Raw genomic sequence first — 21,573 nt, 5'->3', positions numbered from 1 at the left:
AAAGCTTGATACGGCGGTTGATGTGGTTGATTCAGCTTGACCGCAGGCGCAGTCTCGGCACTGCAATCAGACTGAGCGACCGTCCTTGGATTTCGCTCATGAATGCTCAATTTCGGGTATCGACACGTTTTCATCCGACAGACTCAGCATCCCCATCGTCTACAGCCCGCCCTCTTCCCAGCCTCTCCAACTCCCTCGCCACTTCGCCGCTGATGAAGCGCAGCACCTGTTCGTCGGGTCGCGGATAGGCGAAGGGGGCTATACCGCCATACCAGACTGTGGCGCTATCGGCGATTACGAGATTGGGGCAGGCTTCGCGGAACGATACTCGGACTCCAGCTTGCTTGAGCAGCGCGGCGACATCCGCGATCGCCTGCGCCTTCTTCGGCTTTGCACCTTCGGGGTCGGGCAAAGTCGCCTGCGCATCCACCCCGCGCGCCACTGCCGCCTCCAAGCAAGGCGCCAACGACTCTGCGCGGCGCTTGTGGACTTCCGAGCTAGCCACCACCAGCGTTTTCGCCGCCTTCGCCACATCCGATTCGAAACGCTCCAGATACGCCTCCGGGGTCACGAACTCGCCGCGCACGTCGCCCTCATCGACTGCCGGACGCAGTTCGTAGCCTTGCGCAGCGTACTCCTTCAGGCGTTTACGATACATGCCGTCGAGCATCCGCACATTCATGTCGACGTAGTCGTACACGACCACCTCGTCCTTCCCCTCGCGACGTCGGTGGAGGCGCCCCACGTACTGCGCTACGAGCCCGCTCCATGACACCGGCCCGGCCAGAAACAGCGCGTCCAGACGATCGTCGTCGAACCCTTCGCCCGCATAGCTTCCCGTCGCCACGATAGCGAACGGCTTCCCGGAAGCGAACTGTCCGAGCATGCGCAGCTTCTCGCGCTTGATTCTCTGCGGATCCGATCCCACTAGCAGCATCGTCTCATAGCCCTGCGCGGCGAGCAACTTCTCCAATGTCGTCGCATGCTCAACGCGCCGCGTCAAGACGAGCGCCGTCCCTCCCCCGTCAAGCACGCGTGCAACGTCCCGCACGATCAGGCTGTTGCGCGACTCGTCGGCGCAAAGCCCGTTCATCAGCTGGTTGAAGTTCTTCTGGTCGACATCGTCGAGGCGGGTCTTCGTGAAACGCGGCACCATAACGCGCGCAAGCGGCTCCTCCTCGCCAACCACTCCCTTTCCCACTCGGTAGCGAATCGTCCCGCATTGCATGAACACGATGGCCTGCAGTCCGTCGGAGCGCTTAGGCGTTCCCGTAAGCCCATGCACGTAACGGGCCTTCACCGCTCGCATGACCTTCTCGAAGCTGAAGGCCGACACGTGGTGGCATTCGTCGCAGATCACCATTCCATACGTCTGCACGAGGCTAGCCACGCGTTTCTCACCCGGAAGGTCGCCCTTCTCGAACAGGGCCGGAACAAGCGCGATGTCGACAACGCCGCTCGGCAGGCGTTTCCCTCCGCCAACTTGACCGATAATGGAACGCTTCTTCCTGCTTTTGCGGCCGGTCGGCGTCAGCAATTCCGGCAGATCCTCGTCAATGCCGAGAAATTGCTCGAGACGATCCCTCCATTGTTCGAGCAGTGTCACCTTCTCTACAAGAATGAGCGTGCTCACCTTGCGGCATGCGATCAGGTTGGCGGCGACCACCGTCTTGCCGAACGCCGGCGGAGCAACCAGCACGCCGATGTCACATGCCGCGAGTGCCTCGACTGCGGGCACTTGCTTGGGCCGCAGCGCACCCTTAAATTCGACCTTGATCGGCTTTCCCTCGCAACGCGCCTCTTCGAACATCGGTTGCGCACCGCACGTTGCGAGCAGCTCCGCCACCGAGTTCTCGCATCCTCGCGGCAGCCCGATCCAGTCGCCAGCATCCTCGTCGAAGTGCAGTACCCGCTCCTTGCCGTACACCGACTGGCGCATGGCCTGCGCGCGGTAGAAGTCAGGGTTTCCGAATGCGGCCACACGCCTGATCCGGTCGATCGCCGCAGCCGACAAGCCCTCTTTCGACACGAACAGCAAGTTCGAACGCACGATGCGCACCAGCGCGGGCATGTCCCCTGGTCCCAGCTTCGCGCGAGCCTTCGAAGCCCATGGCAGAACTGCGCCTCCTCCACCGCCCTTGCACGCCGGTGTCTCCGCATCGAGCAGCTCGCTCGCAGACGAGGCGTCTGCGTCTTCCAGATCGCCGAGGATGCGCTTACCGAACCGCCGTAGTAATCGAACGAGGTCGGCCTGCGTCATACGCTCGACCGACGAGAGGAACCTCCACTGGTCCGCATAGGGCCGGAACGACGCATCGACGAAAAGCGAGTTGCCATCACGCCGCGCATCTCCCTGGAACGGCAGGGCAATCGCGTTGCCGAAGCCGCCGGTCGGCGTGGAGTCCTGGCTAGGAAACAGGCGGTCGTACGATTCAAACCGCACGTTCGGATCGATCCGCATCGCGCATGTCAGCAGGGCGCATCCGAGCTTGCGGGAGTCCGACGCAGCTACTGGCTCGCTGAAGAACATCCACGCATGCGCGCCGCTGCCTGACCGCGAGCGCTCGATGGCGACCGGCACGCCCTCCCGTTCGCATACCCTTCGAAACGCGCCGACCGACTGCCACCAGTCGTCCTTGTCGAAGTCGACCGCGAGCACGTGCGTCTTGTCGTCGTCGATGAGGGGATAGCCAGCAACGATTCCGACGCCCTCCCGCCCTGTGCCGCGGAAATGCGCCCTGAGAACCCCACCGTCAAGCGGCAAGAACTCGCGATGCGGACAATCTGCGCACTTGACTCGGGGCTTTCCGCACACACCGCGATCCCACTCGTGAGCGCACGCAGGCGTATAACCGACACGCCCCGTTTTCTTGTTAAAGTAGCTCTTCGCATACACATCGCCGCGCATGACGAACAACAGGTTGAACAGCGCAAGCTTCTCGGCGCTCGAGCTCGCCGAGGTCACGATGCCATCGTCCGCCGATTGACGCGCCTCGAACCGCGCGTACCCGGCCTCCCACGCCTCGCAAGTCGCGTATCTCCTTTCACCGTCGGGCGCCTCGCATAGTACAACCTCGCTGCCGTCCGTCGCCGAAGACAATTTCTCGACGAAACGGTACTCCACGTTGCTGATCAACGCGCGTACAATCTGCGACGAATCATCACCCATACGGGCTCCCATCTCGAAGAACGACTTTTGTAGCATACTATGAGATGCATCCGATCTGCAATTGCTCCATAGTCGCTTCGGACTTCGGCTGACTAGCTCGTCTTAGGCAGCACGCAATCAAGCCCCTTTCGCGCAAGCAAAGTCCATTCTCTCCCAAGATGTGCACGATTAGCTTCGCAGCATTCTCAATCTGCTTGCTTATGGACTCTAAGCGAATTAGTCTTTTCAAAGGTACGCCAAACCTAATGGCGAAGCAAAATGTCAGAGGAGGACAATCGTGGCTGTTCCCACTCAATCGGAAATGTTCGGGGTCGTCTTGAGAGTCATGGGCGACGATATTGATCGAGGGTGGCGAGACGTGCAGAACGATGTAGCGCGCGAAGTCGGGTTGACCCAAGAAGAAATGGAACAATCGACGCCGAGCGGCGTTCCCACTTACAAAAGCAGGACCGACTGGAGTGTATCCCATTTGTACCGCGCAGGCTTGGTCAACCGTATTTCAAGAGGCATTTATCGGATAAGCGCTGAAGGCCTGGCGTTCCTTGCAGAAAAACCCAGCGACCTCGAGGTATATAGAAAAACCTGCGGACTCATCAAACAAAGGAATCCCCGGAACACTACCAAAAACAGAGTAGAGTCCAAGATCGACGAGCGCCAGGACGAAGAGGAAATCAAATCCCCTCAAGAGATGATAGAAGACAGTATTGAAGAAATAAACTCTTCGCTCGCAGATGAGCTTCTTGACACGATCCTGGATAAAGACCCGAGGTTTTTCGAAGACCTCATTGTCGACCTGCTTGTGAAGATGGGTTACGGACAAGGGAGAGCAACTCAGTACGTCAGCGATAGCGGGATCGACGGAATCATCACAACCGACGCGCTCGGTTTTGATCCCATTTATACACAAGCAAAGCGATACGCCAAGGACCACAGAGTCGGCAGACCCGAATTGCAGGCATTCGCCGGCGCGCTTGGCAATGTGGCACGAGGCGTATTTATCACCACGTCAAGCTTTAACTCAAGCGCAGTGGACTTCGCAAGCAGGTACCCCCACGCAACGATTGTACTCATCGATGGACAGAAACTATCTGAGCTAATGATCAAGTACGATTTAGGCGTTACCATCGAAAGAAGCTTTCAGGTTAAACGCTTGGACATAGATTATTTCGAGCAGGCCTAACCTCGATTCAGAGCATCACAAACGATCTCGAACCTGCTTAGTTTCACAGCACAAAGGATGACCATTGAAAATAATCGGACCTGATGCCACTAACTTCCAAACCGAAGATCAAGACGATGCGAACGCGCCTTCGCAGGACACGAGCAGCTCCGACAAGCCCGCAGTTGAGCAGGCCGAAACCTTCAGCAAGGCCGTCGACATCGCCGAGAAGGCGCTGCGTTTCGCGACCTTGCCTGCTGGCATCAAACGCGCGGCGACCCGCGTCATGCCCACGGTGAAGAAAGCAGCGAAGGTGGCTCCAATAGTCACACCAGCGGCCAATCCTTACATCCTCAAAGCTGTCGCGAAGGCCAAAGAGGTCGCGCCCGAGGTCGCCCAAGCAGCGAAAGCCGTCGCTTCGGGAGCGCAAACCGGAGCAAAGACAGCCACCGGCCACATACGCACGACGGCTCCCAAGCTCGGCCATGCTGCCGCCGGCAAGGTATAGCACATCGCAGGCGAGCTCAAGCGCAAAAACGACGGCAGCGGTAACCCGTCCCCTCCTTCATGATAAAATCCTCGGACAAGCATCGAATGACGAACCATCCTTGAACGGAGCATCATGATCAAAGAACTGGTAAAGGACGAGGCCATCCTCTCGCAGGTATGCACCCCTGCCACGACCGACGACGCGCAGGTGGCGGACGACCTTGTGGAAACGCTGACGTCGATGGACGGCGCCGCTTGCTTGGCGGCGAACCAGATCGGCGCTACGACCTGCATCATCGCGTACCTGGACGACGACGATCAGCCGCACGTCATGTACAACCCGCGCCTGCTGCAGGCGCTCGGCGCGTTCAAGGCCGTCGAAGGCTGCCTCTCGCTTGAAGCCGACTCCAAAGTCACGCGCTTCGACCGCATCAAGGTGGGCTACAGCGAACTGGTCGACGGCGAGCTCAAGCCGCGCAAGAAGGATTTCAACGGCTGGACGGCGCAGATCATCCAGCACGGCATCGACCACTGCAAGGGCAAGCTGGTCTAGCCTCATGGGCAAGAAGCCGAATGCCGCTGCTCGCCCCTTGCCGCCCGCGCCCAAGCTCAACCGCGCCCTGCGCGGCGGCTTGGGTCCGAACAAGGCATCGGGCCACAAAGGCGGTATCAGCCGACAGGGCTCGAAGCGGGGATAACGGTCCGCGTTATGCACGCAGTATAGAAGCGACGATCTCGCGCTGCTCGATCGCCGCTTTCCCGCGCCCGCGCGCAAGATGCCGCTCGACATGGAATAAGGAGCTCCCCATGAGGACGTTCATCGCGCTCGACCTGCCGCCCGACTTCGCTGACGACGCGGCCGCGCTCGCCCGCCGGCTGAGCGCGTCGATGGAGGGGCGCTTCCTGAAGCGCGACACCTACCACCTCACGCTCGCCTTCCTCGGCGACGTCGACGAAGCGCAGCTCGCTGCCGCGACCGACGCGCTGGAAGCCGCCTGCGCCGGCGCGTCCCCCGTCCCGCTGCGCAGCGACGGCCTGGGGAAGTTCGGCCGCGCAACCGACGCGACGTTGTGGCTGGGCATCGCCGCCGCACCCGAGCTCGAGCAACTGGCGGCGCGTCTGCGCGACGAGCTGCGTGCCCGCGACGTGCCCTTCGATGCCAAGCCCTTCAAAGCGCACCTCACCCTCGCGCGCCGCGCTCGCATCCCGCACGTCGGCCTGCCGCACCTGGCGTTTCCCCAAGACGACGAGGCGTACGACGTCACCCTTTACAAGAGCACGCTCGACCGCGCGGGCGCCGCTTACAAGCCGCTGCACACAGTGCGCCTCGGAACCATCGCAGCCGAGCGTTCCTAGCCCTCTTCCGCCAGCCGGTCGTGGTTCACCGTGCGGTAGAACAGGTCGCGGATCTCGTCGGGGTCGCTCGTCTGTCCGAGCGCCCACATGGTCTTCGCCACAAGCGCCTCGGTGGTCATGTCGCCGCCCTTGAGGATGCCGCGATGTCCCGCATAAGCGCGCCCGACCTCGTACACGCCCAGGTCGCAGCCCTCTTCGGGCACCTGCGTGGTCACGACCAGCGTGCGCCCCGAATCCACCCATCCGAAGATGGCGCGGCGATAGTCGCCGTAGTCGGGGATGCCCCCGATGCCGAACGTCTCCAGGATGACAGCGTCGTAATCGCGCTTGAGCAGGTCGAAGATGCTCGGATTCATCTCGGGCGTCAGCTTGAGCACGAACACGCGCTCGTTGAGGCTATCGTACACGCGCGGCGCTCCCCCGACGCCCGCGCACGTCGCAGGCGACCCCGCCCTCACGATGCGCTCGCCGCGCACCAGCGCGATCTCAGGAAAGTTCACGCTGGTGAACGCGTCAAAGCTCATCGTACGCTGCTTGCGCGCCCGCGTGCCGGCTATCACCGCGCCGCCGAACACCACCGACACGTCGCACGAGCGATCGTCGGCCGCGAACAGCAGGCTCTGGTACAGGTTGAGCTTCGCGTCGGTGAAGGGGCTGGCCATGGGCTGCTGCGAACCGGTCAGCACGATGGGCTTCGGGCTGCCCTGCACCAGGTAGGACAGCGCGGCGGCCGTGTAGGCCATCGTGTCGGTGCCGTGCAGCACCACGAACCCGTCGTAGGCGTCGTAAGCGTCCACGATCTCGTCGCGGATGCGCATCCAGTCGGCCGGGCGCATGTTCGTACTGTCGATGTTCATCGGCTGCACCACGTCGAAATCGCACACATCCGCGATCTCGGGCACGTAGCGCGCCAGCTCTTCGCCGCCCAGCGCCGGCGCCAAGCCGCGCCCATCCTCGACCGATGCGATGGTGCCGCCCGTCGCCACCAGCAGTATCTTCTTCATACCGTCGCTTTCCTCCATTCGACCGCTCTCGCCACAGTGTAGCACTCGAAACGCGCGCCTTGCCCTCTATTGCCCGCACCTTACGGTATGATGGAACACCGCAACGAAGACGAAGGCAAGAAGGGACGAATATGGAGGAGAAAACCACCGAGACCGTCAAGAAGGGCAACGTCAAGGCGCTGCTTCCGATCGGGGTGTTTTTGGTGCTGTATCTGGGACTGGGCATCTTGTTCGAGTACGGCATGGGCATTCCCATGGGCTTCTACAACATCCCCGTCGTGGTGATTTTCCTCGTCGCGCTTCTGGTGGCGTGCTTCCAAAACCGAAAGCTGCCCTTCGATGACAAGCTTACCATCATGGGCCGCGGCATGGGAGACAAGACCATCGTCACCATGGTGCTCATCTTCATGGTGGCCGGCATCTTCGTGGGCACCGTAGGCCGCGACAGCGCCGAAAGCGTGGCCTACCTGCTGCTTTCCGTCGTTCCCGTGCAGTTCGCCGTAGCGGTGCTGTTCGTGGTGAGCTGCTTCGTGTCGCTGTCGATGGGCACGTCGGTGGGTACCATCACGCTGATCACGCCCATCGCCGTGGCGGTGTCGTCCGCGTCCGGCTTCAGCCTGCCGCTGTGCGTGGCCAGCGTCATGGGCGGCGCCATGTTCGGCGACAACCTCTCGTTCATCTCCGACACCACCATCGCAGCCTGCCAAGGCCAAGGCTGCCAGATGAAGGACAAGTTCCGCGAGAACTTCAAGATCGCCCTACCCGCGGCCATCGTATCGCTCGTCATCATCCTCGCTCTGTCGTTCGGCGCCGACCTCGGCGGCAGCGTCGTTCACGAGTACGACCTGATCCAGCTCATCCCCTACCTCATCGTGCTCGTTGGCGGCATCATCGGCGTGAACGTGTTCGTTGTGCTGTTGCTGGGCATTCTGTCGGGCTCTATCATCATGGTGGCCACGGGTGCCACTGCCGCCACCGACCTGCTGGCCAACATGGGCTCGGGTGCCGCAGGCATGTTCGAGACCACGATGGTGGCGCTGCTGGTGTCGGCCATCTGCGCGCTCATCCGCGAGTACGGCGGGTTCGTGGCGCTGTTGAACGGCATCAAAAGCCTGTTCAAAAGCAAGAAAGGCGGTCAGCTGGGCATGGGCTTGCTGGTGGGTGCCATGGACATCGCCACCGCGAACAACACCGTGGCCATCGTCATCTCGAACCCCATCGCCGCCGATATGGCGAAGACGTACGGCATCTCGAAGCGCAAGACGGCATCGCTTTTGGACACGTTCTCGTGCGTTTTCCAAGGCATCCTGCCCTACGGCGCCCAGATGCTCGTGGCCATCTCGGCCGCCACGGAGCTTGGCTTCGCGGTGTCGGCGTTCCAGATCATCCCGTTTCTGTTCTACCCGTTCCTGCTGCTGATCAGCTCGCTCGTGTTCATCTTCATCGTTCCGGACAAGAAGAGCTAGCCGAAGAGGGAAAACGCTTCGCCACGAGGCGCGAACTCGTGCAGAAAACGCGGATCGTGGCCGCTCAGCGTTCCTTCGGACCGGCGGTAGCCGTATACTGATATTTTTGTTGGCACGGATTAGCGGCAGGCACAACGAAAGGCAAGCAATGGGCGGATTCTTTGGGGCGGCGGCGCATCACGACGTGGTGCTGGACGTGTTCTTCGGCGTGGACTACCACTCCCACCTGGGAACGAAATGCGCAGGCATGATCTTCCACGATGCGGAGGAAGGATGCTTCCAACGCGAGATCCACTCGATCGAGAACACGCCGTTCCGCACGCGCTTCGAAGACGACCTGCAGGGCTTCCACGGTTGCAGCGGCATCGGCTGCATCAGCGACACCGACCCGCAGCCGCTGCTGGTGCGCTCGCACCTGGGCACGTTCGGCATCACCACGGTGGGCGCCATCAACAACGCCGAGGAGCTGGTGGAGAAGAACTTCGCCAGCGGCGGCCGGCAGTTCATGGCCATGAGCTCGGGCAAGGTGAACACCACGGAGCTCGTCGCCGCGCTCATCAACCAGAAAGACGACTTCGTTTCGGGCATCAAGCACGCACAGGAATCCATCGACGGGTCGCTCACGCTGCTCATCATCACCCAGGACGGCCAGATCATCGCCGCGCGCGACAAGGTTGGCCGCCTGCCCGTGCTCATCGGCAAGAGCGACGACGGCTTCTGCATCTCGTTCGAATCGTTCGCCTACCACAAGCTGGGCTACCGCGACGAGTACGAGCTGGGCCCCGGCGAGATCGTGCTGGTGAACCCCGACGAGTACCGCACCATCTCCCCCGCCGGCGACAAGATGAAGATCTGCGCGTTTTTGTGGGTGTACTACGGCTATCCGAACTCGAATTACGAAGGCGTGAACGTCGAGGTCATGCGCTATCGCAACGGCGCCATCATGGCGCGCGACGAGGCCGCGGCGGGCGGCGCGCCCGAGCTCGACTACGTGGCCGGCGTGCCCGACTCGGGCGTGCCGCACGCAATCGGTTACGCCACCGAATGCAAAACCCCCTTCGCCCGCCCGTTCATCAAGTACACGCCCACGTGGGCGCGCTCGTTCATGCCGAGCAACCAGGAAGTGCGCAACCGCGTGGCGAAGATGAAGCAAATACACATCCCCGAGCTCATCAACGAGAAGAAGCTGCTGTTCGTGGACGATTCCATCGTGCGCGGCACGCAGCTGAACGAGACGGTGGACTTCCTGTACAAGTGCGGCGCAGAAGAAGTGCATATGCGCTCGGCCTGCCCGCCCATCATGTTCAGCTGCAAGTACCTGAGCTTCTCCAGCAGCCGTTCCGACATGGAGCTGCTCGCACGCCGCATGGTGGACCAGCTGGAAGGCGAGGAGGGCGTGCAGCACCTCGACGAGTACGCCGACGGCTCCACCGAGCGCGGCAAGTGCATGTTGAAATCCATCTGCGAGCAGATGGGCTTCGATTCGCTAGGCTACCAGTCGCTCGACGGCATGCTGGAAGCCATCGGCATCGATCCCGAGAAGGTGTGCACGTACTGCTGGACCGGCAAGGAATAACCCCGAGGGGCGTCTACCTTCCGCAGCACTTCTTGTACTTCTTGCCGCTGCCGCAAGGGCAAGGGTCGTTGCGGCCGACCTTCATGACGTCGCCCCTCTCGTTGTAGAACACCTTCTTGCCGGCCATACGCTCCAGCAGCTCCTGCGGCGACCAGCCGTTGTTCTCCCACGAGGGCAGCGAGTTGTACACGTTCGTGATCAGCTTGGGCAGCCGTTCCTCGTCCTCGCAGCACGCGTCAAGGCCCAGCTCGCGCACGTAGGCAAACAAATCTTGGATTCCTGCGCCCTCCATCGCACCCATGACCAGAGCCTCGACTACGCGGTCCGCGAAGAAGAAGTCGTCCTCACCGTCGGGGACGCGGGCATCCAGGAAGTTCCGCAGCTGCACCACGGTGGACAGCTCGAACAGCGCGCCGATCGCGTCGCGCTGCAGCATGGAGGGCTCGAACGGGCGCGGCGGGTTTTTCGCGTGCTCCTCCAACAGGAAACGCCGGTAGCCGTCAAGTTCCTCCCATTCGGAGCCGAGGCCCTCCCCCATCCGGTGGAGGGCTTTCTCGATCAAGCCCTCGTCTACGACCTCGTCCGCGAGACTCGTCAGATCGTCCAGGAAGTCGGGGGCGTGCAGACGGGCGTACTCGGAAGCCGCGTAATCGTTGCCGATGGCATAGTGAACCAGGTGATCCACCCCGTCGCACTCCCACAGCTCGAACCCGCACTCGAAGAAGGAAGCCTCAACTTCGATCAGCTCGACGAACCGCCGGCGCGTCACAGGATCGGAACAGGCCTCCCGGTAGCGAAGGTAGGCATCGTCGAGCGAGACGACACCGTAGAAGGTGGTGCACGCCTCAGCGCACGTCACCACCTCTTCGTTCCGGACCCGCACCCGTTCGATCTCCTCGAAGTCGACGTCTGCGAGCATGCACTTGGTCTGCTCCGGGGCGAAGGCCGTGAAGCGCCCTCCCTGCCAAAACAGGAACGTGTATGGCATGAGGGGCGTCAGGTACAGGCGTCTGCTCACATCTTCGGCGCCGAACGACACGGCTCCCTCGCACGCCAGCTCCTTGGCCGTCCTGAAAGCGCCCGGGGAGCACGCGGCCAGCATATCGCGCAGCAGGTCGGACGACGAGGGGACGCTCTCCGCGACGGCGCGGGCCAGCTCGGCCTTGCGCAGCTTGGAGAGTCCCTTGAGGCCGAGCAGCCGACCGACGCCTTCGAGCTCCGTCTTCGTGTACAGCCCCAGGCACGCCTCGAGCGTGCCGGCCGGCTCGCGGTCCAGGGCACGCTCCCGCAGGATGGCCTCCTTCTGCTCGAAGCGCCCCTCATCCCACGCGTCGAAGCGCTCGTCGAAGGCCGCAGCGCGTTCGGCCTCCGTAAGCCCCGCGAGCGCGCCGCGATGGAAGCCCGGGGGAAGCTGCTCCCCGAAGGCGGCGATACGCGCGTCGCGCTCGGCGTCGGCCAAGAGACGCTCGACGGCGCGGTTGCGACCGGCCTCGTTGAGGGCGCGCGAGCGCGCGACGAAGTCCGCAGCGGTGCGCACGAGGCCCTTGGCGCGGCGTTCCTTGAAATCCGCCTGGGCGGAAGCAGCGACCTCGGGGCCGAACTCAATGCCGAGCACGTTCAACATGCCGTCGTAGACGATCAGATCGTCGAACGGCAGCAACGTGGTGCGCACCACGTCGGGCCACTCGCTCAGCAACTCGCTCGGCTCCAACTGTATCCCGGCAACCGCGAACACGTCCTCGTCGCCCATGAGCAAGGCGCGCCCATCCTCGTGCCCCGCGAACACGAACGAACCCGTCAACGCATCCTTCCACGCAAGAGCGGTGTCAAGGAAGCGCTTCGGCAGGTCGAAGGGGTTCTCGCGGACGAAGTCGTCAATGATCCCGACGCTATCCCACAGCGTCTCGGCCACGAGGGCAGCCTTGGATTGGGATTCGAGATCGACGATGGGGAGGGGAAGCTCGCGAACCACCTCGAAGCGCTCGTTGGCGTACCCAAGCAGCGCGTTGATGAGCGTATAGAACCGGTCGGCCTGCTCGTACGTGAGAATCATGGAAGAACTCCTCGGTCGCGGATCGTCCTGATCAACCTATCGGAACAATCGCATTGTACCATCCATGCGATAGAACCGGGCTGCGCGACTGTTTCGACCTGCACCGTTTCACAGTACGCGACTGATTTCCGTCGGAGGTTCGCTTGTCCCGATAGTGGTACTCACTCCCCGCGCGTTTCCGGTATCCTTCGCAGCATACGAACGAAGCGCCGACGAAGGAGAGTCCCATGAGCAATGCAGCCCTCGCATCCCAGCCCCAACCCCGGCAGACGCGCGGAGCCCACGCGCGCCCGAATCGCGCCGTCGAGATCCGGGTCATCCCCGGCGGCCTGCTGCGCGAGGAGCCGCACCCGGCCCACGCGAAGGCCAGCCCGCTCGACGGCATGCGCGGCATCGGCTTCGATCTCGCCGGAAAGGAACGCGCCGTCGCGGCAACGTTCGGGATCCTGTTCGCCCTCGCCGCTCTGGCCGCGGCGATCTATTCCTGAGCGGCCTCGGCAAACGCTGCGATCCGCTCTTCCTCGCTATGGGAAAGCGATCGGAGCATCTCGGCGAGCCCATCCGAATCGCCGTCGGCGAGCATCGCAAGATATTCAGCGCGGCGCTCGAACGGAACGACGACGGGAGCCAACCCCGCCTGCAAAAGACCACGGTTGACGAGTATCCTACCCGTGCGTCCATTGCCGTCCTCGAAGGGATGGACGCGCTCGAACCGGATATGGAAACGCGCCTCGCGCAGATACGGGTCTACGTCGTCGGCATGGTTGTACTCGTGAACCAATTGCATCATGAGCTGGTTCACCTGGTTCGGCTTCGGCGGAATGTGCTCTGCGCCGCGAATGAGCACCGAGATCGTTCGATAGCCGCCGATTTCGTTGATGTTCTTGTTGATAGCCTGCGCAATCCTCTTGACGAGCCGCTCGCTCAAGGTCACTTGCATTTCCTCAAGCGCCAGGCTCAGCGCGTATTTGTGGTTGATTGCCTCGTACAGTTCTCTCGCAGTAGCCGTTACCTGCAAAGAATTATCGTTCCAGAGGATTGCGTACGTTTCGGCGTACGAAAGCGTGCTGCCTTCGATGGCGTTCGAATGGTAGGTGCTTCTCGTCATGAAATCCTCGAAGTACGCCCTGTTGCCGCGCATGAATGCGACTGCATCCACGATATGCGCCTCCTCTCCGTCGATTTCACGTACACTATACCAAGAGAGTGCAGGAGCGCGAGCCTCGTCATGCCAAACGGCAAAGGCTCGTCACGTGGAAAGGCCTTCGCGATGATTCGTCCCATCATGAGAAACGAGCTGGTTCTGCAACAGCCTTCAACGGCGGCTACCGAAGCCGATCTGCCCATCGCGCAGGATCTTCTGGACACGCTTGCGGCGCACCGCCATTCGTGCGTCGGCATGGCGGCGAACATGATCGGCGAAGTCAAACGCATCATCGCCTTCGACAACGAAGGTGCATACCTGGCCATGCTGAACCCCGAGATCGTCTCGCGCGCAGGCGCCTACGAAACGGAAGAAGGCTGCCTGTCGCTTGCGGGCACGCGACCCGCGACGCGCTACCGCACCATCAAGGTGAGCTACCAGGATCTCGCCATGAAGCCGCGCGTCAAAACATTCACCGGCTTCACCGCCCAGATCATCCAGCACGAAATCGACCACTGCAACGGCGTTTTGATCTAGCATGAAGAAGGCCTCGCCGCGGGCGCAGCGAGGCCTTCGACGCATCGGGTCGAGAACGCCCTACAACATCTCGGCGCGCAAGTCCTCTCCGCTCTTGGCGGAGAGATAGGCCGGAGCGATGTCGAACATCGTCTTGCAGCCGACGACACCCTCACGACTCAGACGATGCGCGGCACGGGCACAGGCAACTAGCACGCTGCCGGTGAACTCGGGGTTGGAGTCCAGCTTGAGCGAGTACTCCACCACGTGGGTGTGCTCGCCGTTTTCGCCGGTCACGCCCGAGCGGAACACGGAGCCGCCATGCGGGATGCCGGCATGATCGCGGTCGAGCTCCTCCTGCGAGATGAACGTCACCGTGGTGTCATAGTCGGCGAAGTAGTTCGGCATCTCGACGATGGCCTTCTCGATAGCCGCCAGGTCGGCACCTTCCTCGGCCACGACGAAGCACTCGCGCGTGTGCTTCTGACGCGTGGTCAGCTGCGGCTTCTCGCCGTTGCGCACGGCTTCGAGCGCCGAGGCGACGGGCACGGTGTACTGGCGCGCATCGGCCACGCCCTCGATGCGACGAATGGCGTCGCTGTGACCCTGCGAGACGCCGCGGCCCCAGAACGTGTAGTCCTCGCCCTCGGGCAGCACGCTGGAAGCGTACAGACGAGCGATGGAGAACATGCCTGGATCCCAGCCCGCCGAGATGACGGCCACATTGCCGCTCTCCTGCGCAGCGGCATCCACCTTGGCGAAATGGGCGGGGATGTTCGCATGGGTATCGAACGAGTCGACTACGTTGAACAGGTTCGCGCATGCGGGCGTCTGCTCCGGCAGGTCGTTCGCGCTGCCGCCGCATAGGACGAGCACGTCGATATTGTCCCGATGCGATGCCATTTCGTCAGCAGCGAACACCGGCACGCCTTCCGTCAGTGGTTTCACCGTCGCCGGGTCGCGGCGCGTGAACAGCGCCACCAGCTCCATGTCGTCGTTCTGCCTGCAGGCCAGCTCCACGCCGCGCCCGAGGTTGCCGTATCCGAATATGCCGACGCGCGTTTTCGTCATGCGTGCTCCTCACCGTGATGTCTCGAAAAGTACTCGTTAATGATGCACAGGCGCAACCCGAATCGTCAACGCACGCAAGTCAACTACAACAAAGCCCCACGTCGTTGAAACGAATTGGAAATGAAACGGGAGGGACGCGACGGGCGCCCCTCCCCCAACAGCCTACGCCTTCTCCACCTTCACGGCGCACACCTTGTATTCGGGGGCCTTCGACACGCGGTCGAGAGCGGCTATGGTGAGCCAGTTACTGTTGCCGTCTTGGAAATGGAACGGCATCCACGTATGTCCCGGCGACGTCTTCTCGGACACATGCGCGACGGACTCGATGGAGCCGCGGCGCGACGAGACGCGCACGATGTCCCCGTCGGCGATGCCGAGAGCCTCGGCATCGCACGTGTTCAGCTCGATGAACGAGCGGTTCGCTATCTCGTTCACGCCGTCGGTGCGAGCGGTCATGGCGCAGGCGTTGTACTGGTACAGGATGCGGCCCGTCATCATGACCAGCGGATACTCCGCATCGGGCAGCTCGGCGGACGGCTGGTAGTCGGGTGTGGAGAACGCGCCCAGCCCCTGGGCGAACTCGCCCATGTGCAGGATGGGCGTGCCGGGATGCTCGGCGCTTGGGCACGGCCACTGCAAGCCGCGGCCGGCCGTCTCGTCGCCGTCGAGGCGCGCATGGCTCATGCCGCCGTACGTGGGCGTGACCGAGGCGATCTCATCCATGACCTCGGCCGCGCTCAGACGCGGCTGCGCATAGCCCATGCGGTTCATGACCTCGGTGAAGATGTCGGTGTCGAGCCACGCGCCCTCAGGCCCGCCCACGGCTTTGCGCACGCGCTGGACGCGCCGCTCGGTGTTCGTGAACGTGCCCTCCTTCTCGGCGTAGCTGCGCCCGGGCAGGATGACGTCGGCGTACTTGGCCGTCTCGGTCATGAACAGGTCGTCCACCACGAAGAACTCGAGCGCCTCGAGCGAGCGGATCACGTGGTGGGTGTCGGGGTCGGTGCGCACGGGATCCTCGCCGAACAGGAACAGGCCCTTGATGCCGCCCTCGATCATGGCCGGGAAGCATTCAGTCGCCTTAATGCCGCGCGCACGCGGGAGCGCAACCCCCCACGCCTTTTCGAAGCGGCGCACCACCTCGGGGTCGGCCACCTTCTGGTAGCCGGGCAGATCGTCGGGACCGGCGCCCATGTCGCAAGCGCCCTGCACGTTGTTCTGGCCGCGCAGCGGGTTCACGCCGCCGCCCGGCTTGCCCAGGTTGCCGGAGATCATCGCGATGTTCGACAGCGCCATGACGCCGTCGGTTCCCGTGGAATGCTCCGTCACGCCGAGGCAGTACATGATGGCAGCCGCATCGGCCGCCGCGTACATCTTCGCCGCGGCCACGAGATCGCGCCGATCGATGCCGCAGATATCCTCCACCAGCTCGGGCGTATAGTCGCGCACCGTCGCGGCCAAGATCTCGAAGCCCTCGGTGCGCTCGCGCACGAAGTCCTCGTCGTACAGCTCGTGCTGGATCAGGTAGTTCACGATGCCGTTTGCGAACGCGACGTTCGTTCCCGGCCTCAGCTTCAAATGGATGTCGGCATGCGCGGCCAGCCCGATATCGCGCGGGTCGACCACGATGAGCCGGCAGCCGCGTTCGACCGCCGCGCGGATCTGCATGCCGATGACGGGGTGCGCCTCCTCGGGGTTCGACCCCACGAGCATGATGACCTCCGCCTTGCGCGTGACGTCTTCGATGGAGTTCGTCATCGCGCCGGAACCAAGCATGGTCGCCAGACCGGCGACCGTGGGGGCGTGTCAAACACGCGCGCAACAGTCCACGTTGTTCGTTTGGAGCACGATGCGCGCCATCTTCTGGAACAGGTAGATGTCCTCATTCGTGGAACGCGAGCACGCAAACGCCGCCAGCGACTCGCCGCCGTGGGCATCGCGCAGCTCGGTGAAGCGCCTCGCCACGAGGTCGAGCGCTTCGTCCCAGGTAGCAGGCTCGAACTCGCCCGTCTCGCGATTCTTTACGAGCGGCGTGCGGATGCGGTCGGGCGCGTCGACGAAATCGAAGCTTGCCGAGCGTCCCTTCACGCACAGAAGCCCTTGGTTCGACGGACCGGGCGCCGCTTCGGCATCCACGATGGCGCCGTCCTTCACCACGAGGTCCAGTTGACAGCCCACGCCGCAATGCGGGCATGTGGTGCGCACGCGCCCGGTCTCCCACGAGCGATACGCCGCTCGGCGCTTCTCGGTGAGCGCGCCGGTGGGGCACGCCTGCGCGCAGGTGCCGCACGACTCGCAGTCGGTGGCGCGCCAGCTCGCGCCGAACGGCGCCTCGATCAGCGTGCGCACGCCGCGCTTCGCCGCATGCAGCGAATGGTTGCGCGCGGCGTCGTTGCAGGCGCCCACGCAGCGCTGACAGCGGATGCACAGGTTCGGATCGTAGGAGAGGAACGGGTTCTCGTCGCGCACCGGTTCGCGCTTCTGCGCGACCTCGTAGGGCGACTCCAACACGCCGTATTCGCGGCAAACGGCCTGCAGCTCGCAGGCGCCGTTCTTGTCGCACGAGAAGCAGTAGTTCGTGGAGTCAAGGCCGTGATCGGCAATGATGAGCTCCAGCGCGATGCGTCGGTACGCCTCGACGCGCGGCGAGGAGGTGGTCACCTTCATGCCGTCTTGCACGGACGTAGCGCACGAGGGAACCGGTTGGTCGAACCCTTCCACGTCCACGACGCACACGCGGCACGAGGCGATGGCGCTGCGCTCTTTCAGGAAGCACAGCGTGGGGATGCGGATGCCGGCAACGCGCGCGGCATCGAGGATGGTGGACCCTTCGGCAACGTCGAGGGCGATCCCGTCTATCGTGATGCTAGGCATACTGGTGCCTGCCTCCTTCCATAACGCCGCAGCCGAAACGATCGCAGCGCAGGCAGCGCCCGCACTCCTGCACGACCTCTTCGCGGCTCATTCCGTTCTCGACGCCATCGAAATCGAGCCGCCGCTCGCGCGCGGGACGCTCGGTTATCTCCACGCGCCCCTTGGGCGTGCGGTCGTTCTGCAACGGTTCGGGCACGTCGATGTCGCACGGCAGCTTGTGATGGTATCCCAAGAACTCGTCGATATTGCGCGCGGCAACCTTCCCCGCCCCGATGGCGCGGATCACCGTGGAGGGGCCGGTCTGGCAGTCGCCGCCCACGAACACATGGTCGTACCCTTCGGCCGCAAGATGATCGTCGGCATTGAAGCAACCCCAGGTGGTGCTCATGCCGAACTCCTCGAACGGGCCCGACACCACATCTTGCCCCACGGCGATGAGGATGATGTCGGCTTCTATGCGGCGCGTCGGCTTGTCGGCCGCCATCGGCGCCGGACGGCCGCCGCGCACGGGACCGATCATCTGCGGCTGCGTGATGAGCGCCGTGCAATGTCCGCGCTCGTCCACCTCGATGCTGGCGGGCGCCTCCAGCACGATCATCTCCACGCCCTCGGCGATGGCGCTCTCCACCTCAGCCGGCAGCGCCGTCATGTCGTCCTTGCGGCGCCGGTACACCACCGAGACCTCGTCGGCCCCGGCGCGCACCGACGTGCGCGCGCAGTCCATGGCGACGTTGCCGCCGCCCACCACCACCACGCGCTTGCCCGTGAAGTCGGGATAGTCGCCATCGCCGATGGCCCCCAGCAAATCCACTGCCGAGACGACGCCTTCGGCATCCACGCCGTCGATGCGCAGCGACTTGCCCGTCTGCGCGCCGATGGAGACGTACACCGCATGGTACGTGTCGGCTATCTCGGCCATTTCATGCGCGCCCACCGCTTCGCCGCAGCGGGCCGTGATGGTGCCGGCGTTCAGAATGCCGCGGATGTCCTCGTCCAAGCGCTCGCGCGGAAAGCGGTACGCGGGGATGCCGTAGCGCAGCATGCCGCCCAGCTGGGCGCGTTCCTCGAACACCGTCACGCGGTGCCCCATGAGCGCGAGGAAGTACGCGCAGGTGAGCCCGCTGGGCCCGCCGCCGATGACGGCGACGGTGCGCGCGGTGTCCACGCTGCGCGGCGGGGGCGCCACCTGGTCGGCTGGCATCTGGTCGACCGCGAACTTCTTGATCCCGCGGATGTTGATGGGCGCATCGATGAGCGTGCGGCGGCACCGCGTCTCGCAAGGATGCTCGCACACGAACGCGCAAGCCGTGGGAAACGGGTTATCCTTGCGCACCATGTTGACGGCACCGGCGTAGTCGCCCGCCGCCGTGAGCGCGATGTAGGCGGGCACGTCCACGTGCGCGGGACACAGCGTCTCGCAGGGAACCGTCTGGCCGACGCCGGCCTGGCAAACGCGGACGTGCACGTGGCTGGCATACTCGTCGGCGAACGTATCGAGACCCTCCAGCACGCTGCGGGCGGCCTCGTAGCCGATGGCGCAATCCGACGTGTCGCGGATCATCTCGGCCAGCGCGCGCAGGCCCTCCAGTACGCCCTCGTCGGCGTCGCAGTCCACCACGCGTTTGAGCATCGCCGCCAGCTGCGGGATGCCGTCGCGACACGGAACGCACTTTCCGCAGGTCTGCGCGCCGCTTGCCTGCAGCATGGTCAGCTGCACGGCCAGCGGGCACATGCCCGGCGGCGTCGCCTCGACACGGCGCGCGAAGGTGTCCAGGTGCGCGGCAATCCGCGCATCGTCGCGCGACCGCGGCGCAATCGATAGCTTGGCCACTGGCTCTCCATCCATTATCGGCTCGAAACCGACGAGCGTCTCCAACGTGTTTCCCGTGCGTCATTCTAACGCAAACGACGCGCCTTGCGGCGGCCGCGCGCGCAAGGCGCGGAGAAGGCACACGGGCAGCGAGCGGCGCAGACGGGTCATGCGGACCGAACGATCGGCAGCTGTCCCACAGAAAGGACAGGCTTGAACCGCCGAACGTGTACCATACGCAACAAGAGAGCAAAGGAGAGTCCCATGCATGCAAGACAAGCCGACCAAACGTCCCTTTTCGCCCCCGTCGACGCGGCCGCGGCGTTCGCGAACCTGTACCAGCGATGGTTCGACGACCCGCGCGGCCTCGCACGAGCCAACCGAAGGCAGGCGCGCTGCGCCGTCGGATCGTACGTGGCAGACGTGCTCGCCCTGTTCGACGAACGCGCCCGCGCCTACCTGCCCGGCGCGCCTACCGTCCTGCGGTTCGAAGGCTGCGACCTCGCCGTGTTCGTGATGCGGGGGCCGCACATCGCGCTGCACGTCGGCAGCTTGGAAACCGACGCGCCCGTAGCGGGACTGCGCTGGAAGAGCCTGCGCCCCTGCTCGTACGCCATCGGACGGCAGGTGAGCGATCTTGTGTTCTGCACCGACGAGAACGGGTTGCTCGTGGAACTGGAGATCGTCCTCGACGACGGAGGCCGACTGGTCGTCGGCGGCGGCCGACCCGCCTGCGAGCACGACGAAGAGGCGATGCCGCAGGCGGTGTGAGGCGCGCGGACAGCCGAGGCGCTGGAACGGCGGCGTCCTACTCGTACGCGGCGACGATGTCCTCAAGGTAGGCGCGGTACTCCTGCGCCAGCGCGGTCGGCTTCTCGATGCGAACGCGGCCGCCGAACTGAGCCAGCCACCCGAACAGCACGGGGCTCTTCATCACCGTCGCGTACACGCGCGCCCGCCTCTCCCCCGTCGGCACCGACTCCACGTCCTTGCCGAACCGGTCGATGACCGCGCCCATGACCTCCTCGTCCACCAGCAGCGTGGCCGCCACCGGCTCGCCGCTGTACATGCCGAACGCGCGGCTTTCCAGCTCGCGCGCGTCGAACGTGGCGATGCGCTCGTTTTTGAGCGCGGGCTCGTCCAGCACCTCGATGCGGTCCATGCGGTCCACGCGGTAGTTCGCGAAATCGTCGTGCTTCTCGTTGAACACGACCAGGTAGTAGTAGCCTTCCGCGTACACGAGCTGCACGGGCGTCTCGATGTAGCGCTCGCCGTTATGCTGCAGCGCCTTGCGTTTCGCCGCATCGTACTTGAAGTAGACGAACGAGATCCGGCGCTTGAGCGCGATGGCCTCCTGGATGCGGTCGACGCTGCCGAACACCGACTCGTTCTGCATCTTGATGCGGCCTTCCACGTGCACGCGCTTGTCCAGCAGCGCGCGCTGCCGCCGCGAGGCCAGCTGCTTCACGCCCTCCACCAGCGCGTCGCTTTTACGCTGCGTGAGGAAGCGGGAGCTCTGCACCGCGTCCACCAGCAGCTGCAGCTCGGCGAACGCGAACGCGCGGTGCTCCACGGCGTACTCCACCGGCGCGCGCTGGTAGGTGCGCACGTCCACGCCGAACTCGCGCAGCGCCTCGATGTCGCGGTAGATGGACTTGCGCTCGGCCGAGATGCCCAGCGCTTCCAGCTTCCCGATGATCTGCGCCATCGTGAGGCCGCGTTCGGCATCGGTCTCCTCCTCGAGCATCCGCATGAGGTACAGCAGCTTGAGCTTCTGACGATTGATGGCCATGGCCCCTCCTTGGCGACGACGGTGCAGCTTGCCTGCCACGCTCTCAGTATAGCCGCCCTATCCTTTTTTCGGTACAGACAATCGATGAACGACC

At 63.8% G+C, this 21,573-nt stretch carries 17 protein-coding genes; 9 read left to right on the top strand and 8 right to left on the bottom strand.

The features are described from left to right. Positions 1 to 130: 130 nt before the first annotated feature. On the bottom strand, positions 131 to 3,169 hold the full coding sequence (locus tag GT613_RS11740; RefSeq protein ID WP_227100918.1) for a DEAD/DEAH box helicase family protein: 3,039 nt from the start codon (positions 3,167 to 3,169) through the stop codon (positions 131 to 133). A 277-nt stretch (positions 3,170 to 3,446) separates the two neighbouring features. Here GT613_RS11740 and GT613_RS11735 point away from each other — a divergent pair, with 277 nt between their 5' ends. The 4 genes from GT613_RS11735 (at position 3,447) to thpR (ending at position 6,173) form a co-directional block, all read left to right on the top strand. Further along, positions 3,447 to 4,349 (top strand): restriction endonuclease, encoded by a 903-nt coding sequence (locus tag GT613_RS11735; protein WP_009304952.1) that lies wholly within the window; start codon positions 3,447 to 3,449, stop codon positions 4,347 to 4,349. A 64-nt stretch (positions 4,350 to 4,413) separates the two neighbouring features. Beyond that, positions 4,414 to 4,836: a hypothetical protein gene (locus tag GT613_RS11730; protein WP_009304954.1), complete on the top strand. Its 423-nt coding sequence runs from the start codon at positions 4,414 to 4,416 to the stop codon at positions 4,834 to 4,836. Positions 4,837 to 4,950: 114 nt separating this feature from the next. Continuing rightward, positions 4,951 to 5,370 (top strand): peptide deformylase, encoded by a 420-nt coding sequence (locus GT613_RS11725; RefSeq protein WP_009304956.1) that lies wholly within the window; start codon positions 4,951 to 4,953, stop codon positions 5,368 to 5,370. Positions 5,371 to 5,624: 254 nt separating this feature from the next. Next, entirely contained in the window at positions 5,625 to 6,173 is a 549-nt protein-coding gene (gene thpR / locus GT613_RS11720; protein WP_009304958.1) for an RNA 2',3'-cyclic phosphodiesterase, read from the top strand. On the opposite strand, the gene GT613_RS11715 is transcribed toward thpR, so the two are convergent. Then, positions 6,170 to 7,177, bottom strand: a complete 1,008-nt coding sequence (locus GT613_RS11715) for an asparaginase (protein ID WP_009304960.1) — start codon at positions 7,175 to 7,177, stop codon at positions 6,170 to 6,172. The two genes, thpR and GT613_RS11715, sit on opposite strands and share 4 nt — an antisense overlap. A 131-nt stretch (positions 7,178 to 7,308) precedes the next feature. On the opposite strand from GT613_RS11715, the gene GT613_RS11710 reads away from it, so the two are divergent. Beyond that, entirely contained in the window at positions 7,309 to 8,643 is a 1,335-nt protein-coding gene (locus GT613_RS11710; protein WP_009304963.1) for a Na+/H+ antiporter NhaC family protein, read from the top strand. Between the two features lie 148 nt (positions 8,644 to 8,791). Continuing rightward, the gene (locus GT613_RS11705; RefSeq protein WP_009304965.1) at positions 8,792 to 10,219 is read left to right on the top strand and encodes an amidophosphoribosyltransferase; all 1,428 of its coding nucleotides are present in this window, start codon (positions 8,792 to 8,794) and stop codon (positions 10,217 to 10,219) included. Positions 10,220 to 10,232: 13 nt separating this feature from the next. Here GT613_RS11705 and GT613_RS11700 read toward each other — a convergent pair whose 3' ends face one another. Then, positions 10,233 to 12,272: an SEC-C metal-binding domain-containing protein gene (locus GT613_RS11700; protein WP_009304967.1), complete on the bottom strand. Its 2,040-nt coding sequence runs from the start codon at positions 12,270 to 12,272 to the stop codon at positions 10,233 to 10,235. Between the two features lie 227 nt (positions 12,273 to 12,499). Between GT613_RS11700 and GT613_RS11695 the strand changes: the two genes are divergently transcribed. Continuing rightward, on the top strand, positions 12,500 to 12,760 hold the full coding sequence (locus GT613_RS11695) for a hypothetical protein (RefSeq protein WP_009304969.1): 261 nt from the start codon (positions 12,500 to 12,502) through the stop codon (positions 12,758 to 12,760). Here the strand turns inward: GT613_RS11695 and GT613_RS11690 are convergent. Beyond that, complete coding sequence (locus GT613_RS11690) at positions 12,751 to 13,290, bottom strand: Fic family protein (RefSeq protein WP_227100919.1); 540 nt, start codon at positions 13,288 to 13,290, stop codon at positions 12,751 to 12,753. The genes GT613_RS11695 and GT613_RS11690 overlap by 10 nt on opposite strands. Positions 13,291 to 13,542: 252 nt before the next feature. Between GT613_RS11690 and GT613_RS11685 the strand changes: the two genes are divergently transcribed. Then, entirely contained in the window at positions 13,543 to 13,953 is a 411-nt protein-coding gene (locus tag GT613_RS11685; RefSeq protein WP_009304972.1) for a peptide deformylase, read from the top strand. Between the two features lie 60 nt (positions 13,954 to 14,013). Here GT613_RS11685 and GT613_RS11680 read toward each other — a convergent pair whose 3' ends face one another. The 3 genes from GT613_RS11680 to GT613_RS11670 all read right to left on the bottom strand — a co-directional run bounded on the left by GT613_RS11680 (position 14,014) and on the right by GT613_RS11670 (position 19,723). Then, positions 14,014 to 15,003, bottom strand: a complete 990-nt coding sequence (locus GT613_RS11680) for a diaminopimelate dehydrogenase (protein ID WP_009304973.1) — start codon at positions 15,001 to 15,003, stop codon at positions 14,014 to 14,016. A gap of 162 nt (positions 15,004 to 15,165) precedes the next feature. Then, the gene (fdhF, locus tag GT613_RS11675; protein WP_083802126.1) at positions 15,166 to 17,877 is read right to left on the bottom strand and encodes a formate dehydrogenase subunit alpha; all 2,712 of its coding nucleotides are present in this window, start codon (positions 17,875 to 17,877) and stop codon (positions 15,166 to 15,168) included. Then, positions 17,870 to 19,723 carry an NAD(P)-binding protein gene (locus tag GT613_RS11670; protein ID WP_009304976.1) on the bottom strand — a complete coding sequence of 618 codons (1,854 nt, stop codon included), beginning with the start codon at positions 19,721 to 19,723 and terminating at the stop codon, positions 17,870 to 17,872. The genes fdhF and GT613_RS11670 overlap by 8 nt, the downstream gene beginning before the upstream one ends. A gap of 228 nt (positions 19,724 to 19,951) precedes the next feature. Between GT613_RS11670 and GT613_RS11665 the strand changes: the two genes are divergently transcribed. After that, positions 19,952 to 20,458 (top strand): hypothetical protein, encoded by a 507-nt coding sequence (locus tag GT613_RS11665; protein ID WP_009304977.1) that lies wholly within the window; start codon positions 19,952 to 19,954, stop codon positions 20,456 to 20,458. Between the two features lie 37 nt (positions 20,459 to 20,495). On the opposite strand, the gene GT613_RS11660 is transcribed toward GT613_RS11665, so the two are convergent. Beyond that, a complete protein-coding gene (locus GT613_RS11660; protein WP_009304978.1) occupies positions 20,496 to 21,479 on the bottom strand; it encodes a YafY family protein in 984 nt (327 codons plus the stop codon). Between the last annotated feature and the right edge of the window lie 94 nt (positions 21,480 to 21,573).

This window comes from Eggerthella sp. BIOML-A4, assembly GCF_009875575.1.
In the GTDB taxonomy this organism is placed as follows: Bacteria; Actinomycetota; Coriobacteriia; order Coriobacteriales; family Eggerthellaceae; genus Eggerthella; species Eggerthella lenta.
This window is presented reverse-complemented; position numbering and strand designations above follow the sequence as displayed.

Excerpts from the sequence above, each read along its gene's own strand:
- GT613_RS11680 (WP_009304973.1), bottom strand. The coding sequence starts at position 15,003 with ATGACGAAAACGCGCGTCGGCATATTCGGATACGGCAACCTCGGGCGC.
- GT613_RS11705 (WP_009304965.1), top strand. The coding sequence starts at position 8,792 with ATGGGCGGATTCTTTGGGGCGGCGGCGCATCACGACGTGGTGCTGGAC.
- GT613_RS11660 (WP_009304978.1), bottom strand. The coding sequence starts at position 21,479 with ATGGCCATCAATCGTCAGAAGCTCAAGCTGCTGTACCTCATGCGGATG.
- thpR (WP_009304958.1), top strand. The coding sequence starts at position 5,625 with ATGAGGACGTTCATCGCGCTCGACCTGCCGCCCGACTTCGCTGACGAC.
- GT613_RS11670 (WP_009304976.1), bottom strand. The coding sequence starts at position 19,723 with ATGGATGGAGAGCCAGTGGCCAAGCTATCGATTGCGCCGCGGTCGCGC.
- GT613_RS11695 (WP_009304969.1), top strand. The coding sequence starts at position 12,500 with ATGAGCAATGCAGCCCTCGCATCCCAGCCCCAACCCCGGCAGACGCGC.
- GT613_RS11665 (WP_009304977.1), top strand. The coding sequence starts at position 19,952 with ATGCATGCAAGACAAGCCGACCAAACGTCCCTTTTCGCCCCCGTCGAC.
- GT613_RS11700 (WP_009304967.1), bottom strand. The coding sequence starts at position 12,272 with ATGATTCTCACGTACGAGCAGGCCGACCGGTTCTATACGCTCATCAAC.
- GT613_RS11685 (WP_009304972.1), top strand. The coding sequence starts at position 13,543 with ATGATTCGTCCCATCATGAGAAACGAGCTGGTTCTGCAACAGCCTTCA.
- GT613_RS11710 (WP_009304963.1), top strand. The coding sequence starts at position 7,309 with ATGGAGGAGAAAACCACCGAGACCGTCAAGAAGGGCAACGTCAAGGCG.
- GT613_RS11715 (WP_009304960.1), bottom strand. The coding sequence starts at position 7,177 with ATGAAGAAGATACTGCTGGTGGCGACGGGCGGCACCATCGCATCGGTC.
- GT613_RS11740 (WP_227100918.1), bottom strand. The coding sequence starts at position 3,169 with ATGGGTGATGATTCGTCGCAGATTGTACGCGCGTTGATCAGCAACGTG.
- GT613_RS11725 (WP_009304956.1), top strand. The coding sequence starts at position 4,951 with ATGATCAAAGAACTGGTAAAGGACGAGGCCATCCTCTCGCAGGTATGC.